This window comes from Pseudomonas sp. 8209 (assembly GCF_028682105.1).
GTDB lineage: Bacteria > Pseudomonadota > Gammaproteobacteria > Pseudomonadales > Pseudomonadaceae > Aquipseudomonas > Aquipseudomonas palmensis.
The window spans coordinates 37,211-59,067 of record NZ_JANIAH010000011.1; the positions used below are offsets into that span (position 1 = coordinate 37,211).

Here is a 21,857-nt window from a genome sequence, read left to right on the forward strand (position 1 = left end):
GGATGTACACAGGGGAACGGATGAACGGGTGAAATAATTAGGCGCCACTGTGGCGCGGCGACCGGTGATTTTCGAAGCGGATCACGGAGTGGTGCTTAGAACCAAAAAACAGTTTGAAGTATTACTTTTCGCATTTGACAATAATTATCATTAAGAATAGCTTGTCGCACGTCGTAGGAAGCATCTCCTCGCGGAGTGCTTCGCTTCCCTCTTCGAGAACAAGGTGAAATTTCCATGGCGGAACAACTGTCCACAAGTAAGTGCGATTCACCGTTACTCCAAGCGTTCGTCGACAATCGCAGCATTCTGGTGAAAATTGCCGCCCGGATCACCGGGTGTCGCTCACGCGCCGAGGATGTCGTGCAGGACGCTTTCTTCCGGCTCAGTGCAGCCCCGCAGATCACCTCGTCGTTCAAGGCGCAGTTGAGCTACCTGTTCCAGATCGTGCGCAACCTGGCCATCGACCATTACCGCAAGCAGGCGATGGAGCTGAAGTATTCCGGCAGCGAAGAGGAAGGTCTGAATGTGGTCATCCATGGTGCCTCGCCCGAAGCCACGCACATCAATTTCGCGACGCTTGAGCACATTGCCGATGCGCTGAGCGAGCTGCCGCAGCGCACCCGCTATGCGTTCGAGATGTACCGCCTGCATGGCGTGCCGCAGAAGGACATCGCCAAGGAGCTGGGCGTGTCGCCGACCCTGGTGAACTTCATGATTCGCGATGCGCTGGTGCATTGCCGCAAGGTGTCGCTGGCGCGGGGTGAGGTGGCCTGAAGGGGCCACCCTGCGCCGCTGCTGCCCTGTAGGAGCCGGCGTTGCCGGCGACCCTCCCTCCAGGCCAGATGCCGGGTGTCCGGCAGCACGAGCGCCTTGTGCTGGTTCGCCGGCAACGCCGGCGCCTACAGGATCGGTTGCCGGCCTATACCAGCCTGCAGCGCTCGAAGAAGCGCTCGCGTCCCAGGATCATCAGCGCCGCACGCTTGTGCGGGAAGTCGAATTCCTTCTCGCAGTGAAAGCACTGGTCATGCATGTACCCGATCATCTTGGCATTGTCGGCCCGAGGCTCGGCCACCACGCGCTGGGTGCGCGGGTCGTCCAGGAACAGGTAGTGCACCAGCGCCGACAGCCAGCTGGCCACCTTGTGCGGCCCGCGGTGCGTCTGCTCCCCTACCAGCATGTGAATGCCGCGGTCGTAGTCGTCGGCCGCATAGAACGGTGCAATCCGGTCCTCCTTGGCCCAGTAGGCTTCGAAGTAGGCAAACGGCTGGTCGTCGAAGCAGCCGATCAGGGTCAGTGTGTGCGGGTCGGCCTCAAGCTTGCTCAGGTAGTCGCGGTGCTGTTCGAGGCTGCCGCCCTCCTGCCAGAAGCTCAGCACCCGCGGGTTGTTCTGCCAACGGTTGAAGCGCTCCAGGTCGTGGTCGATTTCCAGGGTCCGCAACGAGATCCAGGCCCCCAGCCGCGCATCGAAGCGCCGATACACTTCCCCCCGCGGCTTGGGCGCACGGCGCGGATGACGCTTGCCGGCACTGATCTGCATCTGCTGCGGGTACACGCCCGACAGCGATTCGCCCAACCACGGTTGCGGCAACTGCCAGAACAGCGTGCGTTCGCAGCGGTAGCGCCCCGCCTGTTCGTCGGCCACCAGCAGGCCGCTGGCCAGTGCCGCCTCGGGCACCTGCGCCAGATGCCAGCACAGGCGCTGACACCCCGGATCGCGGGAAAACAGCCAGTAGCACGCGGCCCACAACGCCTGCTGTGGGCGCTCGGGGCAGGTGTATTCAAGGTGCACGTTGAGGTCGTCACCGCGCTCCAGACGCAGGCGCACCAATGGCGTGTCTTCGAGCACCAGGCTCAGGTGGCAGTCGGTTTCATCGGCGCTGAGGCTGCGCCAGCGCGGCAGGGACAACGCGCAGGTTGCGGTATCGGAAGGCATGGTCTTGGGCTCACGAAGTGGAAGAGACAATCTCACTGCTGTTGACGTGAAAACCGTGGGCGAATTTAGGGCGAATGGGCCGCGCTGACACCGATCTGGTAAGGCCCGAAAATGTCCTGCAACTGACCGTTCTCGTGCAGTTGCTGCAACAGACGGGCAAAGGCCTCGCCACTGATCGGTGCCTGGGGACGCAACAGTGCGTAATGGTGATAGGTCTGGTCGGTACGCTCGGAGGCCAGGAACTGGCCTCGGTAATCCTCGTGGCGCGCCAGAAAGTCGTACAGGTACGAACGGGTCACCAAGGCCACGTCGGCGCGGTCGCGCTGCACCATCATCAGGTTGCTGTCGTGGGAATAGGTCAAGGTGGCGCCGAATGTTTGCTGCAGGTACCTGGCGTCGGCATTGAAACCGGCGAAGGCGTAGTGATAGCCGCTGTACAACGCCAGGCGCTTGCCCTGCAGGCTGTCGAAGTAGCCCTGGCCGCGGCCTTCGATATTGTGCGTGACGAAGACTTCGGCATCTTCGAGGCCGAGATCGACCTTGACGAAGTCGATGCCTTTCCAGCCCCAGTCAGGGTTTTCGAAGATCGCCATGTCGATGCGACCCTCGTTGAAGTCGCGAAAGCGTCGCGGTATGGAGGTGGGCACCAGCGTGAAATGGTAGGTGTCCTGAAGCGCGTTCAAGGCCTGGATCAACTGCGCCAGCAGGCCGCTGTCGGTATCGCGTTCGGGATTGACGGTGTACGGCGGAAAGTGCGCTGCGCCGATCCTGATCTGCTCCTGGGCACACGCCGGTGTGGTCAGCCACGCCACCGCGAGCATCGACAGGGAGAGCACGACCTGTGGCAGTGACGCTGAACTCAAGGCAACACACTCTTTACGGGTTCGCGCCTAAACTAGGCGTTTTCCTACGCTTGCACAACTGGCAGAACCATCAGGCAAATGGCCACGGGATACCGCACAGGCAACAGATTGGCTACGCTCAGGCGAGTATCTGTCAAGGAGCCTGCCATGGGCCACTGGTTGGTGATCGACCTGGAAGCTACCACCGACGAGGGTGGCTGGCCGATCGAAGACATGGAAATCATCGAGATCGGCGCCAGCCTGGTCAACCGCGAAGGCCGCGAGGTGGACCACTTCCAGCGCTTCGTAAAACCCCGGCGGCGCCCGCTGCTGACGCCCTTTTGCCGTGAGCTGACGCATATCGCCCAGGCGGACATCGACGCCGCCGCCTCCTTTGCCAAGGTGTGGGACGGGTTCGAGCACTGGCTGCAGCATCAGCAGGCGCACCTGCAGGGCTGGGTCAGCTGGGGCGACTACGATCGCCGCCAGCTGCTGCAGGAATGGCAGGTGCACCAGGTGCACAGCCTGCTGGCCGACACCTGCCACCTCAACCTCAAGCAGCGCTTCGCCAAGGCCCGCCACCTGAAACGCCCGCCCGGGCTCAAGGGCGCGCTGGCCCTGGCCGGGCTGCAGTTTGTCGGGCAGCAGCACCGCGCCCTGGAAGATGCGCGCAATACCGCACGCCTGCTGCCGCTGAGCCTGCCGGCCCAGGGCGCCTGAAAGCGGATGACGCCACCGGGAGGCTTGGGCATACTGGCCAGCCCTTTTTTGCCCCTTTCAGGAGTCGCCCATGTTTAAGGTCAACGAGTACTTTGATGGCACGGTCAAGTCGATCGCCTTCACCAGCGCCGAAGGCCCGGCCACTGTCGGCGTGATGGCCCCGGGCGAGTACGAGTTCGGTACGGCCAAGCGCGAGATCATGCACGTGGTGTCCGGCGCCCTGATCGTCAAGCTGCCGGGCAGCGACAACTGGGAAACCTTTACCGCCGGCAGCCAGTTCAATGTGCCGGCCGACAGCAAGTTCCAGCTGCAGGTGAAGGTCGATACCGCCTACCTGTGCGAATACCGCGACTGATTCAAAGGCTTCGCCGACAAGGCCGGCTCCTGCAGGGGACTGCGGTCGTTGCAGGAGCCGGCCTTGCCGGCGAAGCGGCCATCAGCGTAAAAACGCCACGATGCTGTCCGCCGCCGCCCCCAGGTGGTGCGCATGGCTGAACCCCGAGGCCTTCAGCGGCTTCAAGTCATGATCCCCTGCCACCAGCCAGCACAGCTCGATGGCTGACGACAGTGCATACCCCTCCACCGTCTCGCGATTGCCCAGCGCATCACGCTCGCCTTGCACGATCAGGGTTGGCGTCTTCAGTTCGGCCAGGTGCGCCACCCGCGGCTTCTCGGGCTTGCCCGCGGCATAGAACGGGTACCCCAGGCACACCAGCGCATCCACCCCCAGTTCGTCCGCCACCAGGCTGGCCATGCGCCCGCCCATGGACTTCCCGCCGATCACCAGTGGCCCAGCGACCAATGGTCGCACCTGGGCCACCACTTCGCGCCAGCAGTCGAGCAGGCGGGCCTGGGGGTTTGGCGGCCTTCTGCCACCATCGAGCCGGCGCTGGGCCATGTAGGGAAACTCGAAGCGCAGTACCGCCAGCCCTTGCGCGGCAAGCCTCTGCGCCATGTCGGTCATGAACGCGCTGTCCATGGGTGCGCCCGCGCCGTGGGCCAGGATCAGGCACCCCAGGGGCGACGCATCTGCCTGATTTTGCGGGGCATCGTACAACCAGCCGCGTTGTTCGACCCACTGCGCCCATTGATCCCCGTCAATACCGGCCACTTGCCCATTACTCATGCTTGCCTCGCTGTTTAGCCTGCCTATAACCGTGGATGGGAACCCATACATGAACACAACCAGCAGTACCGCCTACAACTACCAGGTGGTCCGCCAATTCGCCATTATGACGGTGGTGTGGGGAATCGTCGGGATGGGGCTCGGCGTTTTTCTCGCCGCGCAGCTCGTCTGGCCTTCACTCAACTTCGACCTCCCGTGGACCAGCTTCGGGCGCCTGCGCCCCTTGCACACCAACGCGGTGATCTTCGCCTTCGGGGGCTGTGCACTGTTCGCCGCCTCCTACTACTCGGTACAGCGTACCTGCCAGACCGTGCTGTTCTCGCCACGCCTTGCCGCCTTTACCTTCTGGGGCTGGCAACTGGTGATCGTGCTCGCGGCCGTCAGCCTGCCGCTGGGTTATACCAGCTCCAAGGAATACGCCGAACTGGAATGGCCGATCGACATCCTGATCACCATCGTCTGGGTGGCCTACGCCGTGGTGTTCTTCGGCACCCTGATGAAGCGCACCACCAAGCACATCTACGTGGGCAACTGGTTCTTCGGTGCGTTCATCATCACCGTGGCGATCCTGCATATCGTCAACAACCTGGAAATCCCGGTCAGCCTGACCAAGTCGTACTCGCTGTACGGCGGCGCCACCGACGCGATGGTGCAATGGTGGTACGGCCACAACGCCGTAGGCTTCTTCCTGACCGCAGGCTTCCTGGGCATGATGTACTACTTCGTGCCCAAGCAGGCCGAGCGCCCGGTGTACTCGTATCGCCTGTCGATCGTGCACTTCTGGGCGCTGATCACCCTGTACATCTGGGCCGGCCCGCACCACCTGCACTACACCGCCCTGCCCGACTGGGCGCAGTCGCTGGGCATGGTGATGTCGCTGATCCTGCTGGCCCCGAGCTGGGGCGGCATGATCAACGGCATGATGACCCTCTCGGGCGCCTGGCATAAGCTGCGCAGCGACCCGATCCTGCGCTTTCTGGTGGTGTCGCTGGCGTTCTACGGCATGTCGACCTTCGAAGGCCCGATGATGGCGATCAAGACCGTCAACGCCCTGTCGCACTACACCGACTGGACCATCGGCCACGTACACGCCGGCGCCCTTGGCTGGGTAGCGATGATCTCGATCGGCGCGCTGTACCACATGATCCCGAAAGTGTTCGGCCGCGAGCAGATGTACAGCCTGGGCCTGATCAACGCGCACTTCTGGCTCGCCACCATCGGCACCGTGCTGTACATCGCCTCGATGTGGGTCAACGGCATCGCCCAGGGCCTGATGTGGCGTGCAGTCAACGCCGACGGCACCCTGACCTACTCCTTCGTCGAAACCCTGGTGGCCAGCCACCCTGGCTTCATCGTGCGGTTCGTGGGCGGTGCGATCTTCCTCACCGGCATGTTCCTGATGGCCTGGAACACCTGGCGCACCGTGCGTGCCCCAGCGGGCGAGACCGCCAACGCCACTGCGCAGCTGGCCTGAGGAGAACCTGATGAAACACGAAGTAATCGAGAAGAACGTCTTCCTGCTGGTGCTGTTGATGGTGTTTGCCGTCAGCATCGGCGGCCTGACCCAGATCGTCCCGCTGTTCTTCCAGGACGTCACCAACAAGCCGGTCGAAGGCATGAAGCCCTACACCGCGCTGCAGCTGGAAGGCCGCGACATCTACATCCGTGAAGGCTGCGTACAGTGCCACTCGCAGATGATCCGTCCGTTCCGCGCCGAAACCGAACGCTACGGCCACTACTCGGTAGCCGGTGAAAGCGTGTGGGACCACCCGTTCCTGTGGGGCTCCAAGCGTACCGGCCCTGACCTGGCCCGCGTCGGCGGCCGCTACTCCGACGACTGGCACCGCGCGCACCTGTACAACCCGCGCAACGTGGTACCCGAGTCGAAGATGCCGGCCTACCCGTGGCTGGTGGCCAACCCGGTCGACAGCAGCCATACCGAGACCAAGCTGCGCGTGATGCGCACCCTGGGCGTGCCCTACAGCGACGACGATATCACCGGCGCCGTGGCCTCGCTCAAGGGCAAGTCCGAGATGGACGCGCTGGTCGCCTACCTGCAGGTGCTCGGCACCGCGATCAAGAACAAGAGGTAAGCGCCATGGACTTCACACTGGATATCGGCCAGTTGCGCGGCCTGGGCACCCTGCTGGTAGCCATCGCCTTCATCGGCCTGGCGCTGTGGGTGTTCAGCGGCCGGCGTGACCGCGAGTTCGCCGAAGCGAGCCTGCTGCCGTTCGCCGACGATCGCCTTGTACCTGCCGCCAAAGAATCCGAATCGAGGAGTAACGGGCAATGACCACCTTCTGGAGTACGTACATCTGCGTACTGACCATCGGTAGCCTGATCGGCCTGACCTGGCTGCTGCTCAGCACCCGCAAGGGCCAGAGCAAGGGCACCACCGACCAGACCATGGGCCACAGCTTCGACGGCATCGAGGAGTACGACAACCCGCTGCCCAAGTGGTGGTTCTGGCTGTTCGTCGGCACCCTGGTGTTCTCGGTGGGCTACCTGATCCTGTACCCGGGCCTGGGCAACTGGAAAGGCATCCTGCCCGGCTACGAGAACGGCTGGACCGGCGCCAACGAGTGGCAAAAGGAAATGGACCGCGCCGACGCCAAGTTCGGGCCGATCTTCGCCAAGTTCGCCGCCATGCCGGTGGAAGAAGTGGCCAAGGACCCGCAGGCGCTGAAAATGGGCGGTCGCCTGTTCGCCTCCAACTGCTCGGTGTGCCACGGCTCGGACGCCAAGGGTGCCTACGGCTTCCCCAACCTCACCGACAATGACTGGCGCTGGGGCGGTGACCCGGAAACCATCAAGGCTTCGATCATGGGCGGTCGTCACGGCGTGATGCCGGCCTGGGCCGAAGTGATCGGCGAGCAGGGCGTGGCCGATGTGGCCGGGTTCGTGCTGACCAACCTCGATGGCCGCAGCCTGCCCAAGGACGCCAAGGCCGACGTGGAAAACGGCAAGCAGCTGTTCGCCACCAACTGCGTGGCCTGCCACGGACCGGAAGGCAAAGGCACCCCGGCGATGGGCGCACCTGACCTGACCCACCCGCAGGCATTCATCTACGGTTCGAGCTATGCCCAGCTGCAGCAGACCATCCGTTACGGCCGTCAGGGCCAGATGCCGGCGCAGCAGGACATTCAGGGCAACGACAAGGTCCACCTGCTGGCGGCCTATGTCTACAGCCTGTCGCAACCGGCAGAGAACGTAACTGCCAAGTGAAACGATGATGTAACTGAGCCTTGACTCAAACCGCCGCATCGACAACGGTGCGGCGGTTCCCACCGCCCCTTGCGACCAAGTGTCGCACCCCGCCGCACACCCGCCTTGCACCCCCCCTGATCGAGACTAAGCTTGTTGCCACAGTGGCTTGAAGTCTTGCACCTGAATGCACCTTTTTGGCGCACTTTCTGTTCGCGAGCCACCACCAAAGGCTGATGGATCCCGGCCCAAGTGCGAATTGCCTGCCCTGACCACGCAGGACGATAGTGCCAAGGCAGCTTAATGCGTGCACAACGAAAGCGGAATAATGGTGCACATTATCGCCTTGCGATTGTGTACACTTCCCACCGCCAATCGGCTGGAAACGCCGTAAAATCGGCCTTCGCAAGGTGCGGCGCGATTTCCATCGCGTTGCAATAACCACACGGTTTATACATACTTGCGCCGATTTTTTAACCAACAAAAACACCCAAACCGTGGAACCTTAGAATGAGCACAGCAATCAGTCCGACTGCTTATAACTATAAGGTCGTCCGCCAGTTCGCCATCATGACGGTGGTCTGGGGGATCCTTGGCATGGGCCTCGGTGTCTTCATCGCCTCGCAACTGGTCTGGCCTCAGCTGAACCTGGACCTGCCGTGGACGAGCTTTGGACGCCTGCGCCCCCTGCACACCAACCTGGTGATCTTCGCCTTCGGTGGGTGCGCACTGTTTGCCACTTCCTACTATGTCGTGCAGCGAACCTGCCAGACGCGACTGATTTCCGACAGCCTCGCGGCCTTCACCTTCTGGGGCTGGCAAGCGGTGATCGTCGGCGCGCTGGTTACCCTGCCGCTGGGCTACACCACGACCAAGGAATACGCAGAACTGGAATGGCCTATCGCCATTTTGCTGGCCATCGTGTGGGTTACCTACGGTGCGGTGTTCTTCGGCACCATCGTCAAGCGCAAGACCAAGCACATCTATGTGGGCAACTGGTTCTACGGTGCCTTCATCGTGGTGACCGCGATGCTGCACATCGTCAACCACGCCTCGCTGCCGGTCAGCCTGTTCAAGTCGTATTCGGCCTACTCGGGCGCGACCGACGCGATGATCCAGTGGTGGTACGGCCACAACGCCGTGGGCTTCTTCCTGACCACCGGCTTCCTGGGCATGATGTACTACTTCGTACCCAAGCAGGCCGAACGCCCGATCTACTCGTATCGCCTGTCGATCGTGCACTTCTGGGCGCTGATCACCCTGTACATCTGGGCAGGCCCCCACCACCTGCACTACACCGCGCTGCCCGACTGGGCGCAGTCGCTGGGCATGGCGATGTCGATCATCCTGCTGGCCCCGAGCTGGGGCGGCATGATCAACGGCATGATGACCCTGTCGGGCGCCTGGCATAAGCTGCGCACCGACCCGATCCTGCGTTTTCTGGTGGTATCGCTGGCGTTCTACGGCATGTCGACCTTCGAAGGCCCGATGATGGCGATCAAGACCGTCAACTCGCTGTCGCACTACACCGACTGGACCATCGGCCACGTACACGCCGGCGCTCTGGGCTGGGTAGCGATGATCTCGATCGGCGCGCTGTACCACATGATTCCGAAAATCTATGGCCGCGTGCAGATGCACAGCGTGGGCCTGATCAACGCGCACTTCTGGCTGGCGACCATCGGCACCGTGCTGTACATCGCCTCGATGTGGGTCAACGGCATCACCCAGGGCCTGATGTGGCGCGCCATCAACGACGACGGCACCCTCACCTACTCCTTCGTCGAAGCGCTGCAGGCCAGCCACCCGGGCTTTATCGTGCGTGCACTGGGCGGTGCGTTCTTCGCCTCCGGCATGCTGCTGATGGCCTACAACGTTTGGCGCACCGTCCGCGCCTCGCAGCCGGCCGAAGCTGAAGCCGCCGCTCAGATCGCTGTCGTTGGAGCTCACTGATGAAGCACGAAGTAGTCGAGAAGAATATCGGCCTGCTGGCCTTCTTCATGGTCATCGCCGTGAGCATCGGCGGCCTGACCCAGATCGTCCCGCTGTTCTTCCAGGACGTCACCAACAAGCCGGTCGAGGGCATGAAGCCCCGCGTCGCGCTGGAGCTGGAAGGCCGCGACATCTACATCCGTGAAGGCTGCGTACAGTGCCACTCGCAGATGATCCGTCCGTTCCGCGCCGAAACCGAGCGCTACGGCCACTACTCGGTAGCCGGTGAAAGCGTGTGGGACCACCCGTTCCTGTGGGGTTCCAAGCGTACCGGGCCTGACCTGGCCCGCGTCGGCGGCCGCTACTCCGACGACTGGCACCGCGCGCACCTGTACAACCCGCGCAACGTGGTGCCGGAGTCGAAGATGCCGGCCTACCCGTGGCTGGTGGAGAACACCCTCGACGGCAAGCTGACCGCCAGGAAAATGGAAGTGTTGCGCACCCTCGGCACGCCCTACACCGACGAGGACATCGCCGGTGCCCGCGACGCGGTCAAGGGCAAGACTGAAATGGACGCTCTGGTTGCCTACCTGCAAGGGCTGGGCACCATCATCAAAAGCAAACGGTGACCTTGATGGATATCGGGATGATTCGTGGCCTGGGCACCGTCGTGGTGATGGTGGCCTTCATCGGCCTGGCGTTGTGGGTATTCAGTTCTCGGCGCAAGTCCGAGTTCGACGAAGCGACCATGCTGCCCTTCGCGGATGATCCCGAAGCCAGCAAGCACGTCGAGCAAGCGCAAGCGAGCGCTTCTAGGAGTAACAAAGAATGACTACCTTCTGGAGTCTGTACGTCACCGTTCTGAGTCTGGGTACCATCTTTGCCCTGACCTGGCTGCTGCTGTCCACCCGCAAGGGCCAGCGCAGCGAAACCACCGAAGAAACCGTGGGCCACGCCTACGACGGCATCGAGGAATACGACAACCCGCTGCCCAAGTGGTGGTTCATGCTGTTCGTGGGCACCATCGTGTTCGCCCTGGGCTACCTGGTGCTGTACCCGGGCCTGGGCAACTGGAAAGGCCTGCTGCCGGGCTACCAGTACCTGGACAACGAAAACAAGGTGGCCTTTGCCAACGGCGAGTCGGGCTGGACCGGCGTGCACGAGTGGGAAAAGGAAATGGCGCGTTCGGATGCCAAGTTCGGGCCGATCTTCGCCAAATTTGCAGCGATGCCAATTGAAGAAGTGGCCAAGGATCCGCAAGCCCTGAAGATGGGTGGCCGCCTGTTCGCCTCCAACTGCTCGGTATGCCACGGCTCCGACGCCAAGGGCTCCTACGGCTTCCCCAACCTGACCGACGACGACTGGCGCTGGGGCGGCGAGCCCGAGACCATCAAGGCCACCATCATGGGCGGTCGTCACGGCGTGATGCCGGCGTGGGCCGAAGTGATCGGCGAGCAGGGCGTGGCCGATGTGGCCGGGTTCGTGCTGACCAACCTCGATGGCCGCACCCTGCCCAAGGACGCCAAGGCCGACGTGGAAAACGGCAAGAAGCTGTTCGCCGCCAACTGCGTGGCCTGCCACGGGCCGGAAGGCAAAGGCACCCCGGCGATGGGCGCGCCCAACCTGACCCATCCGCAGGCGTTCATCTACGGCTCGAGCTACGCCCAGCTGCAGCAGACCATCCGTTACGGCCGCCAGGGCCAGATGCCGGCGCAGCAGGACATTCAGGGCAACGACAAGGTCCACCTGCTGGCGGCCTATGTCTACAGCCTGTCGCACCAGCCAGAGAAAACCGCCGAAGCGCAGTGAACATGCCCCGGCTGTGAAAAGGCCCCGCCAGTGTTGCTGGCGGGGCCTTTTTATTGGCGCAGGCCCCTTCTGCCGGCTAGCCGGCCAAGGGGCCGGATCTGCCACCCACGTGACTCAGGTCAATTGACAAGCTCCACTACACTATCGCCCGCCACTAACCAACGCGACCAAAGGTCGCACTGCACCCTGTACCGCAATGACAGGCGTATCATGCGCCCTAGAGCAGCAACAACTTCTGACTGCGGTCGGCATGTACTGGCCGCGGCACTTTTCCACTGCCGTGGGACTCAATGATGAGCAAACAGATTCCAGTACATGACGTCACCCCACCTGCCAAGAAAGATGCCGGCGGCGTCGACCTCTATGCCGCACGGGAAAAGATCTACACCCGCGCCTTCACCGGCCTGTTCCGCAACCTGCGCATGGCCGGCGGGGCCCTCCTGTTTCTGCTGTACTTCGGTACCGTCTGGCTGAACTGGGGCGGGCACCAGGCCGTGTGGTGGAACCTGCCCGAGCGCAAGTTCTACATCTTCGGCACCACCATCTGGCCCCAGGACTTCATCCTGCTCTCGGGCATCCTGATCGTCGCGGCCTTCGGCCTGTTCTTCATCACCGTGTTCGCCGGGCGCGTGTGGTGCGGCTATACCTGCCCGCAAAGCGTGTGGACATGGATCTTCATGTGGTGCGAGAAGGTCACCGAAGGCGACCGCAACCAGCGCATCAAGCTCGACAAGGCGCCCATGAGTGCCAACAAGCTGGTGCGCAAGCTGGCCAAGCACAGCCTGTGGCTGAGCATCGGCTTCGTCACCGGCATGACCTTCGTCGGCTACTTCAGCCCCATTCGCGAACTGAGCATCGAATTCTTCACCGGCCAGGCCGACGGCTGGGCCTACTTCTGGGTCGGCTTCTTCACCCTGGCCACTTACGGCAACGCCGGCTGGCTGCGTGAGCAGGTGTGCATCTACATGTGCCCGTATGCGCGCTTCCAGAGCGTGATGTTCGACAAGGACACGCTGATCGTGTCGTACGACCCGCGTCGCGGCGAAACCCGCGGCCCGCGCAAGAAGGACATGGACTACAAGGCCAAGGGCCTGGGCGACTGCATCGACTGCACCATGTGCGTGCAGGTGTGCCCGACCGGCATCGACATCCGCGACGGCCTGCAGATCGAGTGCATCGGCTGCGCCGCCTGCATCGATGCCTGCGACACCATCATGGACAAGATGGAGTACCCGCGCGGGCTGATCAGCTACACCACCGAGCACAACCTGTCGGGGCAGAAGACGCACATGCTGCGCCCACGCCTGATCGGCTACTTCGTGGTGCTGCTGGTGATGATCGGCCTGCTGGCCACCGCCTTCCTCATGCGCCCGCTGGTGGGCTTCGACGTGAGCAAGGACCGCGTGCTGTACCGCGAGAACGCCCAGGGCCGCATCGAGAACGTGTACAGCCTCAAGGTGATGAACAAGGACCAGCGCGACCACGTGTACGTGCTCGATGCCTCCGGCCTGCCGGACCTCAAGCTCGAAGGCGCGCGGGAGATCCGCGTGGCGGCCGGCGATATCGTCAGCCTGCCGGTACAACTGTCGATGGCACCGGAAGATCTGCCTTCGACTGCCAACGAAGTCACCTTCACCCTCAAGGACGCCGACGACAACGGCACCCAGGTCGAAGCCAAGAGCCGTTTCATCGGCCCCAACATTCGCTAAGAGAGTAGAGACATGCCTGCAAACGCCTCCAGCCCCTGGCACCACCACCTCTGGCCGTGGATCATCATCGGCGTGCTGGCCACGTCGGTGACCTTGAGCCTGACCATGGTGACCATCGCGGTGAACAACCCGGACAACCTGGTCAACGACAACTACTACGAGGCTGGCAAGGGCATCAACCGCTCGCTGGACCGCGAGCTGCTGGGGCAGAGCCTGAAGCTCAAGGCCAGCGTGCACCTGGACGAGCTGACCGGCGAAGTGGACCTGCGCCTGAGCGGTGACAGCCAGCCGCAGACCCTGGAGCTGAACCTGATCTCGCCGACCCAGCCGGAGAAGGACCGCAAGATCATGCTGACCCGCAGCGAAAGCGAGCCCGGACGTTACCTGGGGCAGTTGAGCGACAAGGTCGAGGGCCGGCGTTTCGTCGAGCTGCTGGGTACCGAAAAGGGCCAGGTATGGCGCCTGTTCGAAGAAGAGCAAGTGGCGCACGACACCACGCTGATGCTGGGTGACGAGGCGCTGCAAGGGGCTGAACACCTCGAGAAATGAGTCGACTGCAATCGCGGGTCAAGCCCGCTCCCACAGGTTTTCGGTGCTCAGACACCCTGTGGGAGCGGGCTTGACCCGCGACAAGGTCACCACCCATCTGCGATAGATAACAATGACCAGCCCCACGCCTTGCTACCACTGCGCCCTGCCCGTCCCGGCCGGCAGCCACTTCACCGCCGTGGTACTCGGCGAACCCCGTGCATTCTGCTGCCCCGGCTGCCAGGCCGTGGCCGAAGCCATCGTCGCCGGCAACCTGGAAAGCTACTACCAGCACCGCAGCGAAGCCAGCGCCAACCCCGACGCGCTGCCCGTGCAACTGGTCGACGAACTGGCCCTGTACGATCGCAGCGACGTGCAGAAGCCTTTTGTGCGCCACACCGGCGAACTCGCTGAAACCACCCTGATGATCGAAGGCATCAGTTGCGCCGCCTGCGGCTGGCTGATCGAAAAGCACCTGCGCAACCTGCCGGCGGTGGCCGAGGCGCGACTGAACCTGTCCAACCATCGCCTGCAGGTGCAATGGGCCGACAGCCAGCTGCCGCTCTCGCAACTGTTGGGTGAACTGCGCCATATCGGCTACGCCGCCCACCCCTACCAGGCCGACCGCGCCGCCGAGCAGTTGGCCAGCGAGAACCGCACCGCCCTGCGCCAGCTCGGCGTGGCCGGCCTGCTGTGGTTCCAGGCCATGATGGCAACCATGGCCACCTGGCCCGAGTTCAACATCGACCTGAGCCCGGAGCTGCACACCATCCTGCGCTGGGTGGCACTGTTTCTCACCACGCCCATCGTGTTCTACAGCTGCGCGCCGTTCTTCAAGGGCGCCGCCCGCGACCTGCGCACCCGCCACCTGACCATGGACGTCTCGGTGTCGCTGGCCATCGGCCTGGCCTACTTCGCCGGCATCTGGACCGCCATCACCGGCAGCGGCGAGCTGTATTTCGATGCGGTGGGCATGTTCGCGCTGTTCCTGCTGGCCGGGCGCTACCTGGAACGCCGTGCCCGCGAGCGCACCGCCGCAGCCACCGCGCAACTGGTCAACCTGCTGCCGGCCTCGTGCCTGCGCCTGGATGCCGACGGCAACAGCCAGCGCATCCTGCTGCGCGAGCTGCAGACCGGCGACCGGGTCCTGGTACACCCGGGCGCGGTGCTGCCCGCCGACGGGCGCATCATCGACGGCCAGTCGAGCGTCGACGAATCGCTGCTGACCGGCGAGTACCTGCCGCAACCGCGCCAGCGCGGCGATGCGGTGACGGCCGGCACGCTGAACATCGAGAGCGTACTGACCGTGCAGGTGCAGGCCCTGGGCCAGGACACCCGACTGTCGGCCATCGTGCGCCTGCTCGAACGCGCCCAGTCGGAAAAACCTCGCCTGGCCGAGATCGCCGACCGTGCCTCGCAGTGGTTCCTGCTGTTCTCGCTGGTGGCCGCCGCGGCCATCGGCCTGCTGTGGTGGGAACTGGACCCCTCGCGGGCGTTCTGGATCGTGCTGGCCATGCTGGTCGCCACCTGCCCCTGCGCACTCTCGCTGGCCACCCCCACCGCGCTCACCGCGGCCACCGGCACGCTGCACAAGCTCGGCCTACTGCTCACCCGCGGCCATGTGCTGGAGGGCCTGAACCAGATCGACACGGTGATTTTCGACAAGACCGGCACCCTCACCGAGGGGCGCCTGACATTGCGCGCCATCCGCCCGCTGGGGACGCTGGACGCCGACCAGTGCCTGACCCTCGCCGCCGCCCTCGAAAGCCGCTCCGAGCACCCGATCGCCCGGGCCTTCGGGCGCACCATCACGGTCGCCGACGACGTGCAGAGCACGCCGGGGCTGGGTCTTGAGGGGCAGGTGGAGAACCGCCGCCTGCGCATCGGCCAGGCCAACTTCGTGTGCGCCCTGAGCCACAGCGCAGCGCCGGCGATGCCCGACGAACCCGGGCAGTGGCTGCTACTGGGCGACAGCCACGGGCCGCTGGCCTGGTTCGTGCTCGACGACCGCCTGCGCCACGACGCCGCCGACCTGCTGGCAGCCTGCCGTGCCCGCGGCTGGCAGACCCTGCTGCTGTCGGGCGACAGCTCGCCGATGGTGGCCAGCGTCGCCGCCGAGCTGCGCATCGACCAGGCCGTCGGCGGCCTGCGCCCGGACGACAAGCTGCAACGGCTCAAGGCCCTGCAGGCCAAGGGACACAAGGTGCTGATGCTGGGTGACGGGGTCAACGACGTGCCGGTGCTGGCCGCGGCCGACATCAGCATTGCCATGGGCTCGGCCACCGACCTGGCCAAGACCAGCGCCGATGCGGTGCTGTTGTCCAACCGCCTGGAGGCGCTGGTGCAGGCTTTCGGCCTGGCGCGCCGCACGCGCCGGATAATCATCGAGAACCTGCTGTGGGCTGGCCTGTACAATGGCCTCATGCTGCCGTTCGCCGCACTGGGCTGGATCACTCCGATCTGGGCGGCGGTCGGCATGTCGGTCAGTTCGCTGATCGTGGTGCTCAACGCCCTGCGCCTTACGCGCATCCGCGAGCTGCCTGCCACCGCCCCTATCGTCGACGCCGCACACCCCGCGACGGCCTGACCCGGAGACCCCATGCCCGCGCTCTACGTCATGATTCCCGCCGCGCTGCTGATCGTCGCGATTGCCGTGTACATCTTCTTCTGGGCCGTGGACAGCGGCCAGTACGACGACCTCGAAGGCCCGGCCCACAGCATCCTGTTCGACGACCAGGACCCCAAGCACCAGGCCGCCCTGGACCAGGCCGAGCCGCGCAAGCCCGACGACAGCGGCGCCCCGCCCCATGCTTGACCTGTTGCCGCTGCTGAGTTCGGCGCTGATCCTCGGCCTGCTGGGGGGCGGCCACTGCCTGGGCATGTGCGGCGGCCTGATGGGCGCACTCACCCTGGCCATCCCCAAGGCGCAGCGCAGCCGGCGCTTTCAGCTGCTGCTGGCGTACAACCTGGGGCGCATCCTCAGCTATGCCGCTGCCGGCCTGCTGCTGGGCCTGGCCGGCTGGGCGGTGGCGGGCGGACCGCTGGCCACCGGCATGCGCGTGCTCGCGGCGCTGCTGCTGATCAGCATGGGCCTGTACCTGGCCGGCTGGTGGAGCGGCCTGACCCGCATCGAAAGCCTGGGGCGCGGCCTGTGGCGGCACATACAGCCGGTGGCCAATCGCCTGCTGCCGGTGTCGAGCCTGCCGCGCGCGCTGCTGCTGGGCGCGCTGTGGGGCTGGTTGCCGTGCGGGCTGGTGTACAGCACCCTGCTGTGGGCCGCCAGCCAGGGCAACGCCACCCACAGCGCCCTGCTGATGCTGGCCTTCGGCCTGGGCACCTGGCCGGTGCTGCTGGCCACGGGGCTGGCCGCCGAGCGCACCAGCGCCCTGCTGCGCAAGCGCGGGGTACGCGTGACGGGGGGCCTGCTGGTGATCCTGTTCGGCCTGTGGACCCTGCCGGGGCCGCACCAGCACTGGCTCATGGGGCACTGAACACCCGTTGATACAAATCAACACGCCCTGACACAACGCTCCCTAGACTCCGGACACTGCCGCCATTCCAGGGACTGCCACCATGCTCGACGCCCTCCACTGGGACCCCGACCTTATTCGCCGTTACGATCTGGCGGGCCCGCGCTACACCTCCTACCCGACCGCCGTGCAACTGCACAGCCAGGTCGGCTCGTTCGACCTGTTGCACGCCCTGCGTGACAGCCGCCGCGCCGCGCGCCCGCTGTCGCTGTACGTGCACGTGCCGTTCTGCGCCAACATCTGCTACTACTGCGCCTGCAACAAGGTGATCACCAAGGACCGCGGCCGCGCCCAGCCCTACCTGCAGCGCCTGGAGCAGGAAATCCAGCTGATCGCCTGCCACCTGGACCCGCGCCAGACCGTGGAGCAGTTGCACCTGGGCGGCGGTACACCGACGTTCCTCAGCCACGCCGAACTGCGCCAGCTGATGACGCACCTGCGTCAGCACTTCAACCTGCTGGATGATGATTCGGGCGACTACGGCATCGAGATCGACCCGCGCGAGGCCGACTGGTCGACCATGGGGCTGCTGCGCGAACTGGGCTTCAACCGTGTCAGCCTGGGCGTGCAAGACCTCGACCCGGTGGTGCAACGGGCCATCAACCGCCCGCAAAGCCTGGAGCAGACCCGCGCGATCATCGAGGCCGCGCGCACCCTGCAGTTTCGCTCGATCAACCTCGACCTGATCTACGGCCTGCCCAAGCAGAGTACCGAAGGCTTTGCACGCACCGTCGAGGAAGTGATCAAGCTGCAGCCCGACCGCCTCTCGGTGTTCAACTATGCGCACCTGCCCGAGCGTTTCATGCCCCAGCGGCGCATCGACAGCAGCGACCTGCCGGCGCCTGCGCTGAAACTGGAAATGCTGCACAACACCATCGAGCAGCTGACCGAGGCAGGCTATCGCTACATCGGCATGGACCATTTCGCCCTGCCCGACGACGAACTGGCCATTGCCCAGGAAGAGTCGACCCTGCAGCGCAACTTCCAGGGCTACACCACCCACGGCCACTGCGACCTGATCGGCCTCGGCGTGTCGGCTATCAGCCAGATCGGCGACCTGTACTGCCAGAACAGCAGTGATCTGAACGAATACCAGAACACCCTCGGCGCCTCGCAGTTGCCCACCAGTCGCGGCCTGATCTGCAACGAGGACGACCGCATCCGCCGCGCGGTGATCCAGCAGCTGATCTGCCATTTCGAACTGGAGTTCGAGACCATCGAGCGCGCCTTCACCCTCGATTTTCGCGGTTACTTCAACGCGCAGTGGCCTGCCCTGCTGAGCATGGCCAAGGACGGCCTGATCAGCCTGGATGCCAACGGGATCAAGGTGTTGCCGGCGGGGCGCCTGCTGGTACGCTCGGTATGCATGGTGTTCGATGCCTACCTGGACCTGCACAACCGCCAGCGGTTTTCGCGGGTGATTTGAATCAGCCCATCAACTCGAACACCTTCGCGACCTGATCAAGGCTCAGGTTCTCCTGCTTCATGGCCTTGTTCAGGTTGGCGGTGGCGGTGGTGATTGCCCCCGTCAGCGTGGCGATCTCACCCTGCAGCGATGAGACCTTTTGCCGCATCTGCTCGGGGGTCAGGGAGTTGTCTCGCATGACGGCCTGCATCTGCTGCATCTTTTCAGCCAGTTGCTGCTGCAGCTTGCGGATGGTCTTGAGGGTCTGCTGGATGGTCTGGGGCAGACCGCTTTCCTCGATGTCCTTGTTGCCGCCGCTGCTTTTGGACGCCTGCAGGCCCGCCAGGGACAGGTTGACCCTGACCCCCTCCTTGGCAGGAGCCTCGGCCGGTTGGGCGCTCTGGGCACCGTCGACATTGGTCTTGGCGACAGGGGGTTTGAGCTGGGTTGCAGCGCTATTCAGAGGATTTGAATCGATAGAGAGCATGGACAGTCTTTCCTGTTAAGGACACTATTCCAGGTCATCGGCCAAACATCGCCGATCTTGAGCCCAGCACGCACCAAAAGCGCGCACGCTGGCCTGAACCCGGCCGTCTGAGTTACCCTTACGGCTTATGTGTGCTTTCCCCAGAAGGATCGAATGAAAATGTCCGAGCCAGTTAAACTGCGCCCTCACAACCAGGCCCATTGCAAGGATTGCAGCCTGGCGCCCTTGTGCCTGCCTCTTTCGCTGAATCTGGAAGACATGGACGCACTGGACGAAATCGTCAAGCGCGGGCGTCCGTTGAAAAAAGGCGAGTTTCTGTTCCGCCAGGGCGACAACTTCGGCTCGGTTTACGCCGTGCGCTCCGGCGCCCTGAAGACCTTCAGCCTGAGCGACGCGGGCGAGGAGCAGATCACCGGCTTCCACCTGCCCAGCGAACTGGTCGGGCTGTCGGGCATGGACACCGAGGCCTACCCGGTATCGGCGCAGGCCCAGGAAACCACTTCGGTGTGCGAGATCCCCTTCGAGCGCCTGGACGAGCTGTCGGTGCAACTGCCGCAGCTGCGTCGCCAACTGATGCGGGTGATGAGCCGCGAGATTCGCGACGACCAGCAGATGATGCTGCTGCTGTCCAAGAAGACTGCGGACGAGCGCATCGCCACCTTCCTGGTCAACCTGTCGGCGCGCTTTCGCGCACGCGGCTACTCGGCCAACCAGTTCCGCCTGAGCATGTCGCGCAACGAGATCGGCAACTACCTGGGCCTGGCGGTGGAAACCGTGTCACGGGTGTTCACGCGCTTCCAGCAGAACGGCCTGATCGAGGCCGAAGGCAAGGAAGTACGCATCATCGACCCGATTCAGCTGTGCGCCCTGGCCGGCGGCTCGCTGGACAGCTGACACCTGGCGCAGCAGGTATACTGGCTGGCGTTTGCCCTTCAGGATACCTGCCCCATGCCGACCGATGCGTTCGACCTCAAATCCCTGATCCGCCCGGTAACGGACTTTCCCAAGCCGGGGGTGATCTTTCGCGACATTACCCCGCTGTTCCAGTCCCCTCGGGGCCTGCGCCACGTTGCCGACCAATTCATCGAACGCTATGTCGAGGCTGACTTCAGCCATGTCGGGGCGCTGGATGCGCGCGGCTTCCTGATCGGCTCGATCATTGCCCACCAGCTCAACAAGCCGCTGATCCTGTTTCGCAAGCAGGGCAAGCTGCCGGCCGATGTGCTGGCCGAGGGTTACCAGACCGAATATGGCGAGGCGTTTCTGGAAGTGCATGCCGACAGCCTGTGCGAGGGCGATGCGGTGCTGATCATGGATGACCTGATCGCCACCGGCGGCACCCTGCTGGCAGCGGCCAGCCTGATACGGCGCATGGGGGCGGCCGTGTTCGAGGCGGCGGCGATCATCGACCTGCCGGAGCTGGGCGGCTCGCAGAAGCTGCAGGCGGCAGGGGTGCAGACGTTCTGCCTGACCGAGTTTTCGCTCAGCGAATATTGAGCGCGCACTGACCCCTTCGCCAGCAAGGCTGGCTCCTACAAAGGCCGCATGCTCTTGTAGGAGCCAGCCTTGCTGGCGAAGGGGCCCCGCACGCTCACAGCGTGATCGGCTTGCGCCCCGCGAACGAATGGGCCAGCGTTCCGCCATCCACCAGTTCCAGCTCCCCGCCCAGCGGCACACCATGGGCGATGCGTGAAGCCACCAGCCCCTTGTCCGCCAGCAGCTGCGCGATGTAATGCGCCGTGGCCTCCCCTTCCACCGTGGGGTTGGTGGCCAGGATCACCTCAGTGAAGCTGCCCTGCTCGGCAATGCGCGCCAGCAACTGCGGAATCCCGATGGCCTCCGGCCCCAGGCCGTCCAGTGGCGACAGATGCCCCTTGAGCACGAAGTAGCGGCCGCGATAACCGGTCTGCTCCACCGCGTACACGTCCATCGGCCCCTCCACCACGCACAGCAGGGTGTCGTCACGCCGTGGGTCGGCGCACTGCGGGCACAGCTCCTGCTCGGTCAGGGTGCGGCACTGACGGCAATGCCCCACCCCCTCCATGGCCTGGCTCAACGCCTGGGCCAGGCGCACGCCGCCGCTGCGGTCACGCTCCAGCAGTTGCAGGGCCATGCGCTGGGCGGTTTTCTGACCCACACCCGGCAGCGTGCGCAAGGCGTCGATCAGTTGGCGAATCAAGGGGCTGAAGCTCATGGTAAAAGGCCTGGCAGATCATCGGTTGAACGGAAAAACGACGATGGGAGCGACAACCGACTGGCTGTGCTCCCACCGAGGGTCACGCAGGCAATGCCTCAGAACGGCATCTTGAAGCCCGGCGGCAGTTGCATGCCGGCGGTCATGCCACCCATCTTTTCCTGGCTGTTGGCCTCGACCTTGCGCACCGCATCGTTCACGGCCGCAGCGATCAGGTCTTCCAGCACTTCCTTGTCTTCCTGCATCAGGCTGTCGTCCAGGCTGATGCGCTTGACGTCATGGCGACCGGTCATCACCACGCTGACCAGGCCGGCGCCCGATTGGCCGGTCACTTCGGCGTTGGCCAGCTCTTCCTGCATCTTGGCCATTTTTTCCTGCATCTGCTGTGCCTGCTTCATCAGGCCGGCCATGCCACCTTTCATCATGGGAATCACC

25 protein-coding genes are annotated in these 21,857 nt (G+C 64.2%); 19 read left to right on the plus strand and 6 right to left on the minus strand.

The window, feature by feature from the left end; translation table 11 throughout:
- The first annotated feature begins 234 nt into the window (after positions 1-234).
- Entirely contained in the window at positions 235-774 is a 540-nt protein-coding gene (locus NP552_RS22120; RefSeq protein WP_043862395.1) for an RNA polymerase factor sigma-70, read from the plus strand.
- Between the two features lie 145 nt (positions 775-919).
- Here the strand turns inward: NP552_RS22120 and NP552_RS22125 are convergent, their stop codons facing one another.
- Together NP552_RS22125 and NP552_RS22130 are read right to left on the minus strand one after the other, a co-directional pair.
- Positions 920-1,933 (minus strand): GNAT family N-acetyltransferase, encoded by a 1,014-nt coding sequence (locus NP552_RS22125; RefSeq protein ID WP_274097162.1) that lies wholly within the window; start codon positions 1,931-1,933, stop codon positions 920-922.
- A gap of 65 nt (positions 1,934-1,998) precedes the next feature.
- Positions 1,999-2,754 (minus strand): substrate-binding periplasmic protein, encoded by a 756-nt coding sequence (locus NP552_RS22130; RefSeq protein WP_213607514.1) that lies wholly within the window; start codon positions 2,752-2,754, stop codon positions 1,999-2,001.
- Positions 2,755-2,943: 189 nt separating this feature from the next.
- Here NP552_RS22130 and NP552_RS22135 point away from each other — a divergent pair, with 189 nt between their 5' ends.
- Together NP552_RS22135 and ppnP are read left to right on the plus strand one after the other, a co-directional pair.
- Complete coding sequence (locus NP552_RS22135) at positions 2,944-3,495, plus strand: exonuclease domain-containing protein (RefSeq protein ID WP_043862393.1); 552 nt, start codon at positions 2,944-2,946, stop codon at positions 3,493-3,495.
- Between the two features lie 70 nt (positions 3,496-3,565).
- Entirely contained in the window at positions 3,566-3,850 is a 285-nt protein-coding gene (ppnP, locus tag NP552_RS22140) for a pyrimidine/purine nucleoside phosphorylase (RefSeq protein ID WP_043862392.1), read from the plus strand.
- 81 nt (positions 3,851-3,931) lie between these two features.
- Here the strand turns inward: ppnP and NP552_RS22145 are convergent, their stop codons facing one another.
- On the minus strand, positions 3,932-4,621 hold the full coding sequence (locus tag NP552_RS22145) for an alpha/beta fold hydrolase (RefSeq protein WP_043862391.1): 690 nt from the start codon (positions 4,619-4,621) through the stop codon (positions 3,932-3,934).
- 49 nt (positions 4,622-4,670) lie between these two features.
- Here NP552_RS22145 and ccoN (NP552_RS22150) point away from each other — a divergent pair, with 49 nt between their 5' ends.
- The 14 genes from ccoN (NP552_RS22150) (at position 4,671) to hemN (ending at position 18,762) form a co-directional block, all read left to right on the plus strand.
- The gene (ccoN, locus tag NP552_RS22150; RefSeq protein ID WP_043862390.1) at positions 4,671-6,095 is read left to right on the plus strand and encodes a cytochrome-c oxidase, cbb3-type subunit I; all 1,425 of its coding nucleotides are present in this window, start codon (positions 4,671-4,673) and stop codon (positions 6,093-6,095) included.
- A gap of 10 nt (positions 6,096-6,105) precedes the next feature.
- Positions 6,106-6,714, plus strand: a complete 609-nt coding sequence (ccoO, locus tag NP552_RS22155) for a cytochrome-c oxidase, cbb3-type subunit II (RefSeq protein ID WP_043862389.1) — start codon at positions 6,106-6,108, stop codon at positions 6,712-6,714.
- 5 nt (positions 6,715-6,719) lie between these two features.
- Complete coding sequence (locus tag NP552_RS22160) at positions 6,720-6,917, plus strand: cbb3-type cytochrome oxidase subunit 3 (RefSeq protein ID WP_043862388.1); 198 nt, start codon at positions 6,720-6,722, stop codon at positions 6,915-6,917.
- Positions 6,914-7,849 carry a cytochrome-c oxidase, cbb3-type subunit III gene (gene ccoP / locus NP552_RS22165; protein ID WP_043862387.1) on the plus strand — a complete coding sequence of 312 codons (936 nt, stop codon included), beginning with the start codon at positions 6,914-6,916 and terminating at the stop codon, positions 7,847-7,849. The genes NP552_RS22160 and ccoP (NP552_RS22165) overlap by 4 nt, the downstream gene beginning before the upstream one ends.
- A 489-nt stretch (positions 7,850-8,338) precedes the next feature.
- Entirely contained in the window at positions 8,339-9,781 is a 1,443-nt protein-coding gene (ccoN, locus tag NP552_RS22170) for a cytochrome-c oxidase, cbb3-type subunit I (RefSeq protein ID WP_043862386.1), read from the plus strand.
- A complete protein-coding gene (gene ccoO / locus NP552_RS22175; RefSeq protein WP_043862385.1) occupies positions 9,781-10,389 on the plus strand; it encodes a cytochrome-c oxidase, cbb3-type subunit II in 609 nt (202 codons plus the stop codon). Before ccoN (NP552_RS22170) ends, ccoO (NP552_RS22175) begins: the two co-directional genes overlap by 1 nt.
- Before the next feature lie 5 nt (positions 10,390-10,394).
- Positions 10,395-10,592, plus strand: coding sequence for a CcoQ/FixQ family Cbb3-type cytochrome c oxidase assembly chaperone (locus tag NP552_RS22180; RefSeq protein ID WP_043862418.1), 198 nt, complete (start codon positions 10,395-10,397; stop codon positions 10,590-10,592).
- Positions 10,589-11,569 (plus strand): cytochrome-c oxidase, cbb3-type subunit III, encoded by a 981-nt coding sequence (gene ccoP, locus NP552_RS22185; RefSeq protein WP_043862384.1) that lies wholly within the window; start codon positions 10,589-10,591, stop codon positions 11,567-11,569. The genes NP552_RS22180 and ccoP (NP552_RS22185) overlap by 4 nt, the downstream gene beginning before the upstream one ends.
- Before the next feature lie 293 nt (positions 11,570-11,862).
- Positions 11,863-13,278: a cytochrome c oxidase accessory protein CcoG gene (gene ccoG, locus NP552_RS22190; protein WP_058542067.1), complete on the plus strand. Its 1,416-nt coding sequence runs from the start codon at positions 11,863-11,865 to the stop codon at positions 13,276-13,278.
- A 12-nt stretch (positions 13,279-13,290) separates the two neighbouring features.
- A complete protein-coding gene (locus NP552_RS22195; protein WP_043862382.1) occupies positions 13,291-13,827 on the plus strand; it encodes a FixH family protein in 537 nt (178 codons plus the stop codon).
- 112 nt (positions 13,828-13,939) lie between these two features.
- Entirely contained in the window at positions 13,940-16,393 is a 2,454-nt protein-coding gene (locus tag NP552_RS22200) for a heavy metal translocating P-type ATPase (RefSeq protein WP_078480239.1), read from the plus strand.
- Positions 16,394-16,405: 12 nt separating this feature from the next.
- The gene (ccoS, locus tag NP552_RS22205; protein ID WP_054915579.1) at positions 16,406-16,621 is read left to right on the plus strand and encodes a cbb3-type cytochrome oxidase assembly protein CcoS; all 216 of its coding nucleotides are present in this window, start codon (positions 16,406-16,408) and stop codon (positions 16,619-16,621) included.
- The gene (locus NP552_RS22210) at positions 16,614-17,297 is read left to right on the plus strand and encodes a sulfite exporter TauE/SafE family protein (RefSeq protein WP_043862379.1); all 684 of its coding nucleotides are present in this window, start codon (positions 16,614-16,616) and stop codon (positions 17,295-17,297) included. Before ccoS ends, NP552_RS22210 begins: the two co-directional genes overlap by 8 nt.
- An 82-nt stretch (positions 17,298-17,379) precedes the next feature.
- Positions 17,380-18,762, plus strand: coding sequence for an oxygen-independent coproporphyrinogen III oxidase (gene hemN / locus NP552_RS22215; protein ID WP_274097163.1), 1,383 nt, complete (start codon positions 17,380-17,382; stop codon positions 18,760-18,762).
- A 1-nt stretch (position 18,763) separates the two neighbouring features.
- Here the strand turns inward: hemN and NP552_RS22220 are convergent, their stop codons facing one another.
- Complete coding sequence (locus NP552_RS22220; RefSeq protein WP_043862377.1) at positions 18,764-19,228, minus strand: hypothetical protein; 465 nt, start codon at positions 19,226-19,228, stop codon at positions 18,764-18,766.
- A 159-nt stretch (positions 19,229-19,387) separates the two neighbouring features.
- Here NP552_RS22220 and fnrA point away from each other — a divergent pair, with 159 nt between their 5' ends.
- The gene (gene fnrA / locus NP552_RS22225) at positions 19,388-20,122 is read left to right on the plus strand and encodes a Crp/Fnr family transcriptional regulator FnrA (RefSeq protein WP_043862376.1); all 735 of its coding nucleotides are present in this window, start codon (positions 19,388-19,390) and stop codon (positions 20,120-20,122) included.
- A gap of 54 nt (positions 20,123-20,176) precedes the next feature.
- A complete protein-coding gene (locus NP552_RS22230) occupies positions 20,177-20,725 on the plus strand; it encodes an adenine phosphoribosyltransferase (protein WP_054915581.1) in 549 nt (182 codons plus the stop codon).
- 94 nt (positions 20,726-20,819) lie between these two features.
- Here the strand turns inward: NP552_RS22230 and recR are convergent, their stop codons facing one another.
- Complete coding sequence (gene recR / locus NP552_RS22235; RefSeq protein ID WP_043862374.1) at positions 20,820-21,422, minus strand: recombination mediator RecR; 603 nt, start codon at positions 21,420-21,422, stop codon at positions 20,820-20,822.
- Positions 21,423-21,520: 98 nt separating this feature from the next.
- Complete coding sequence (locus NP552_RS22240) at positions 21,521-21,847, minus strand: YbaB/EbfC family nucleoid-associated protein (protein WP_010226011.1); 327 nt, start codon at positions 21,845-21,847, stop codon at positions 21,521-21,523.
- Between the last annotated feature and the right edge of the window lie 10 nt (positions 21,848-21,857).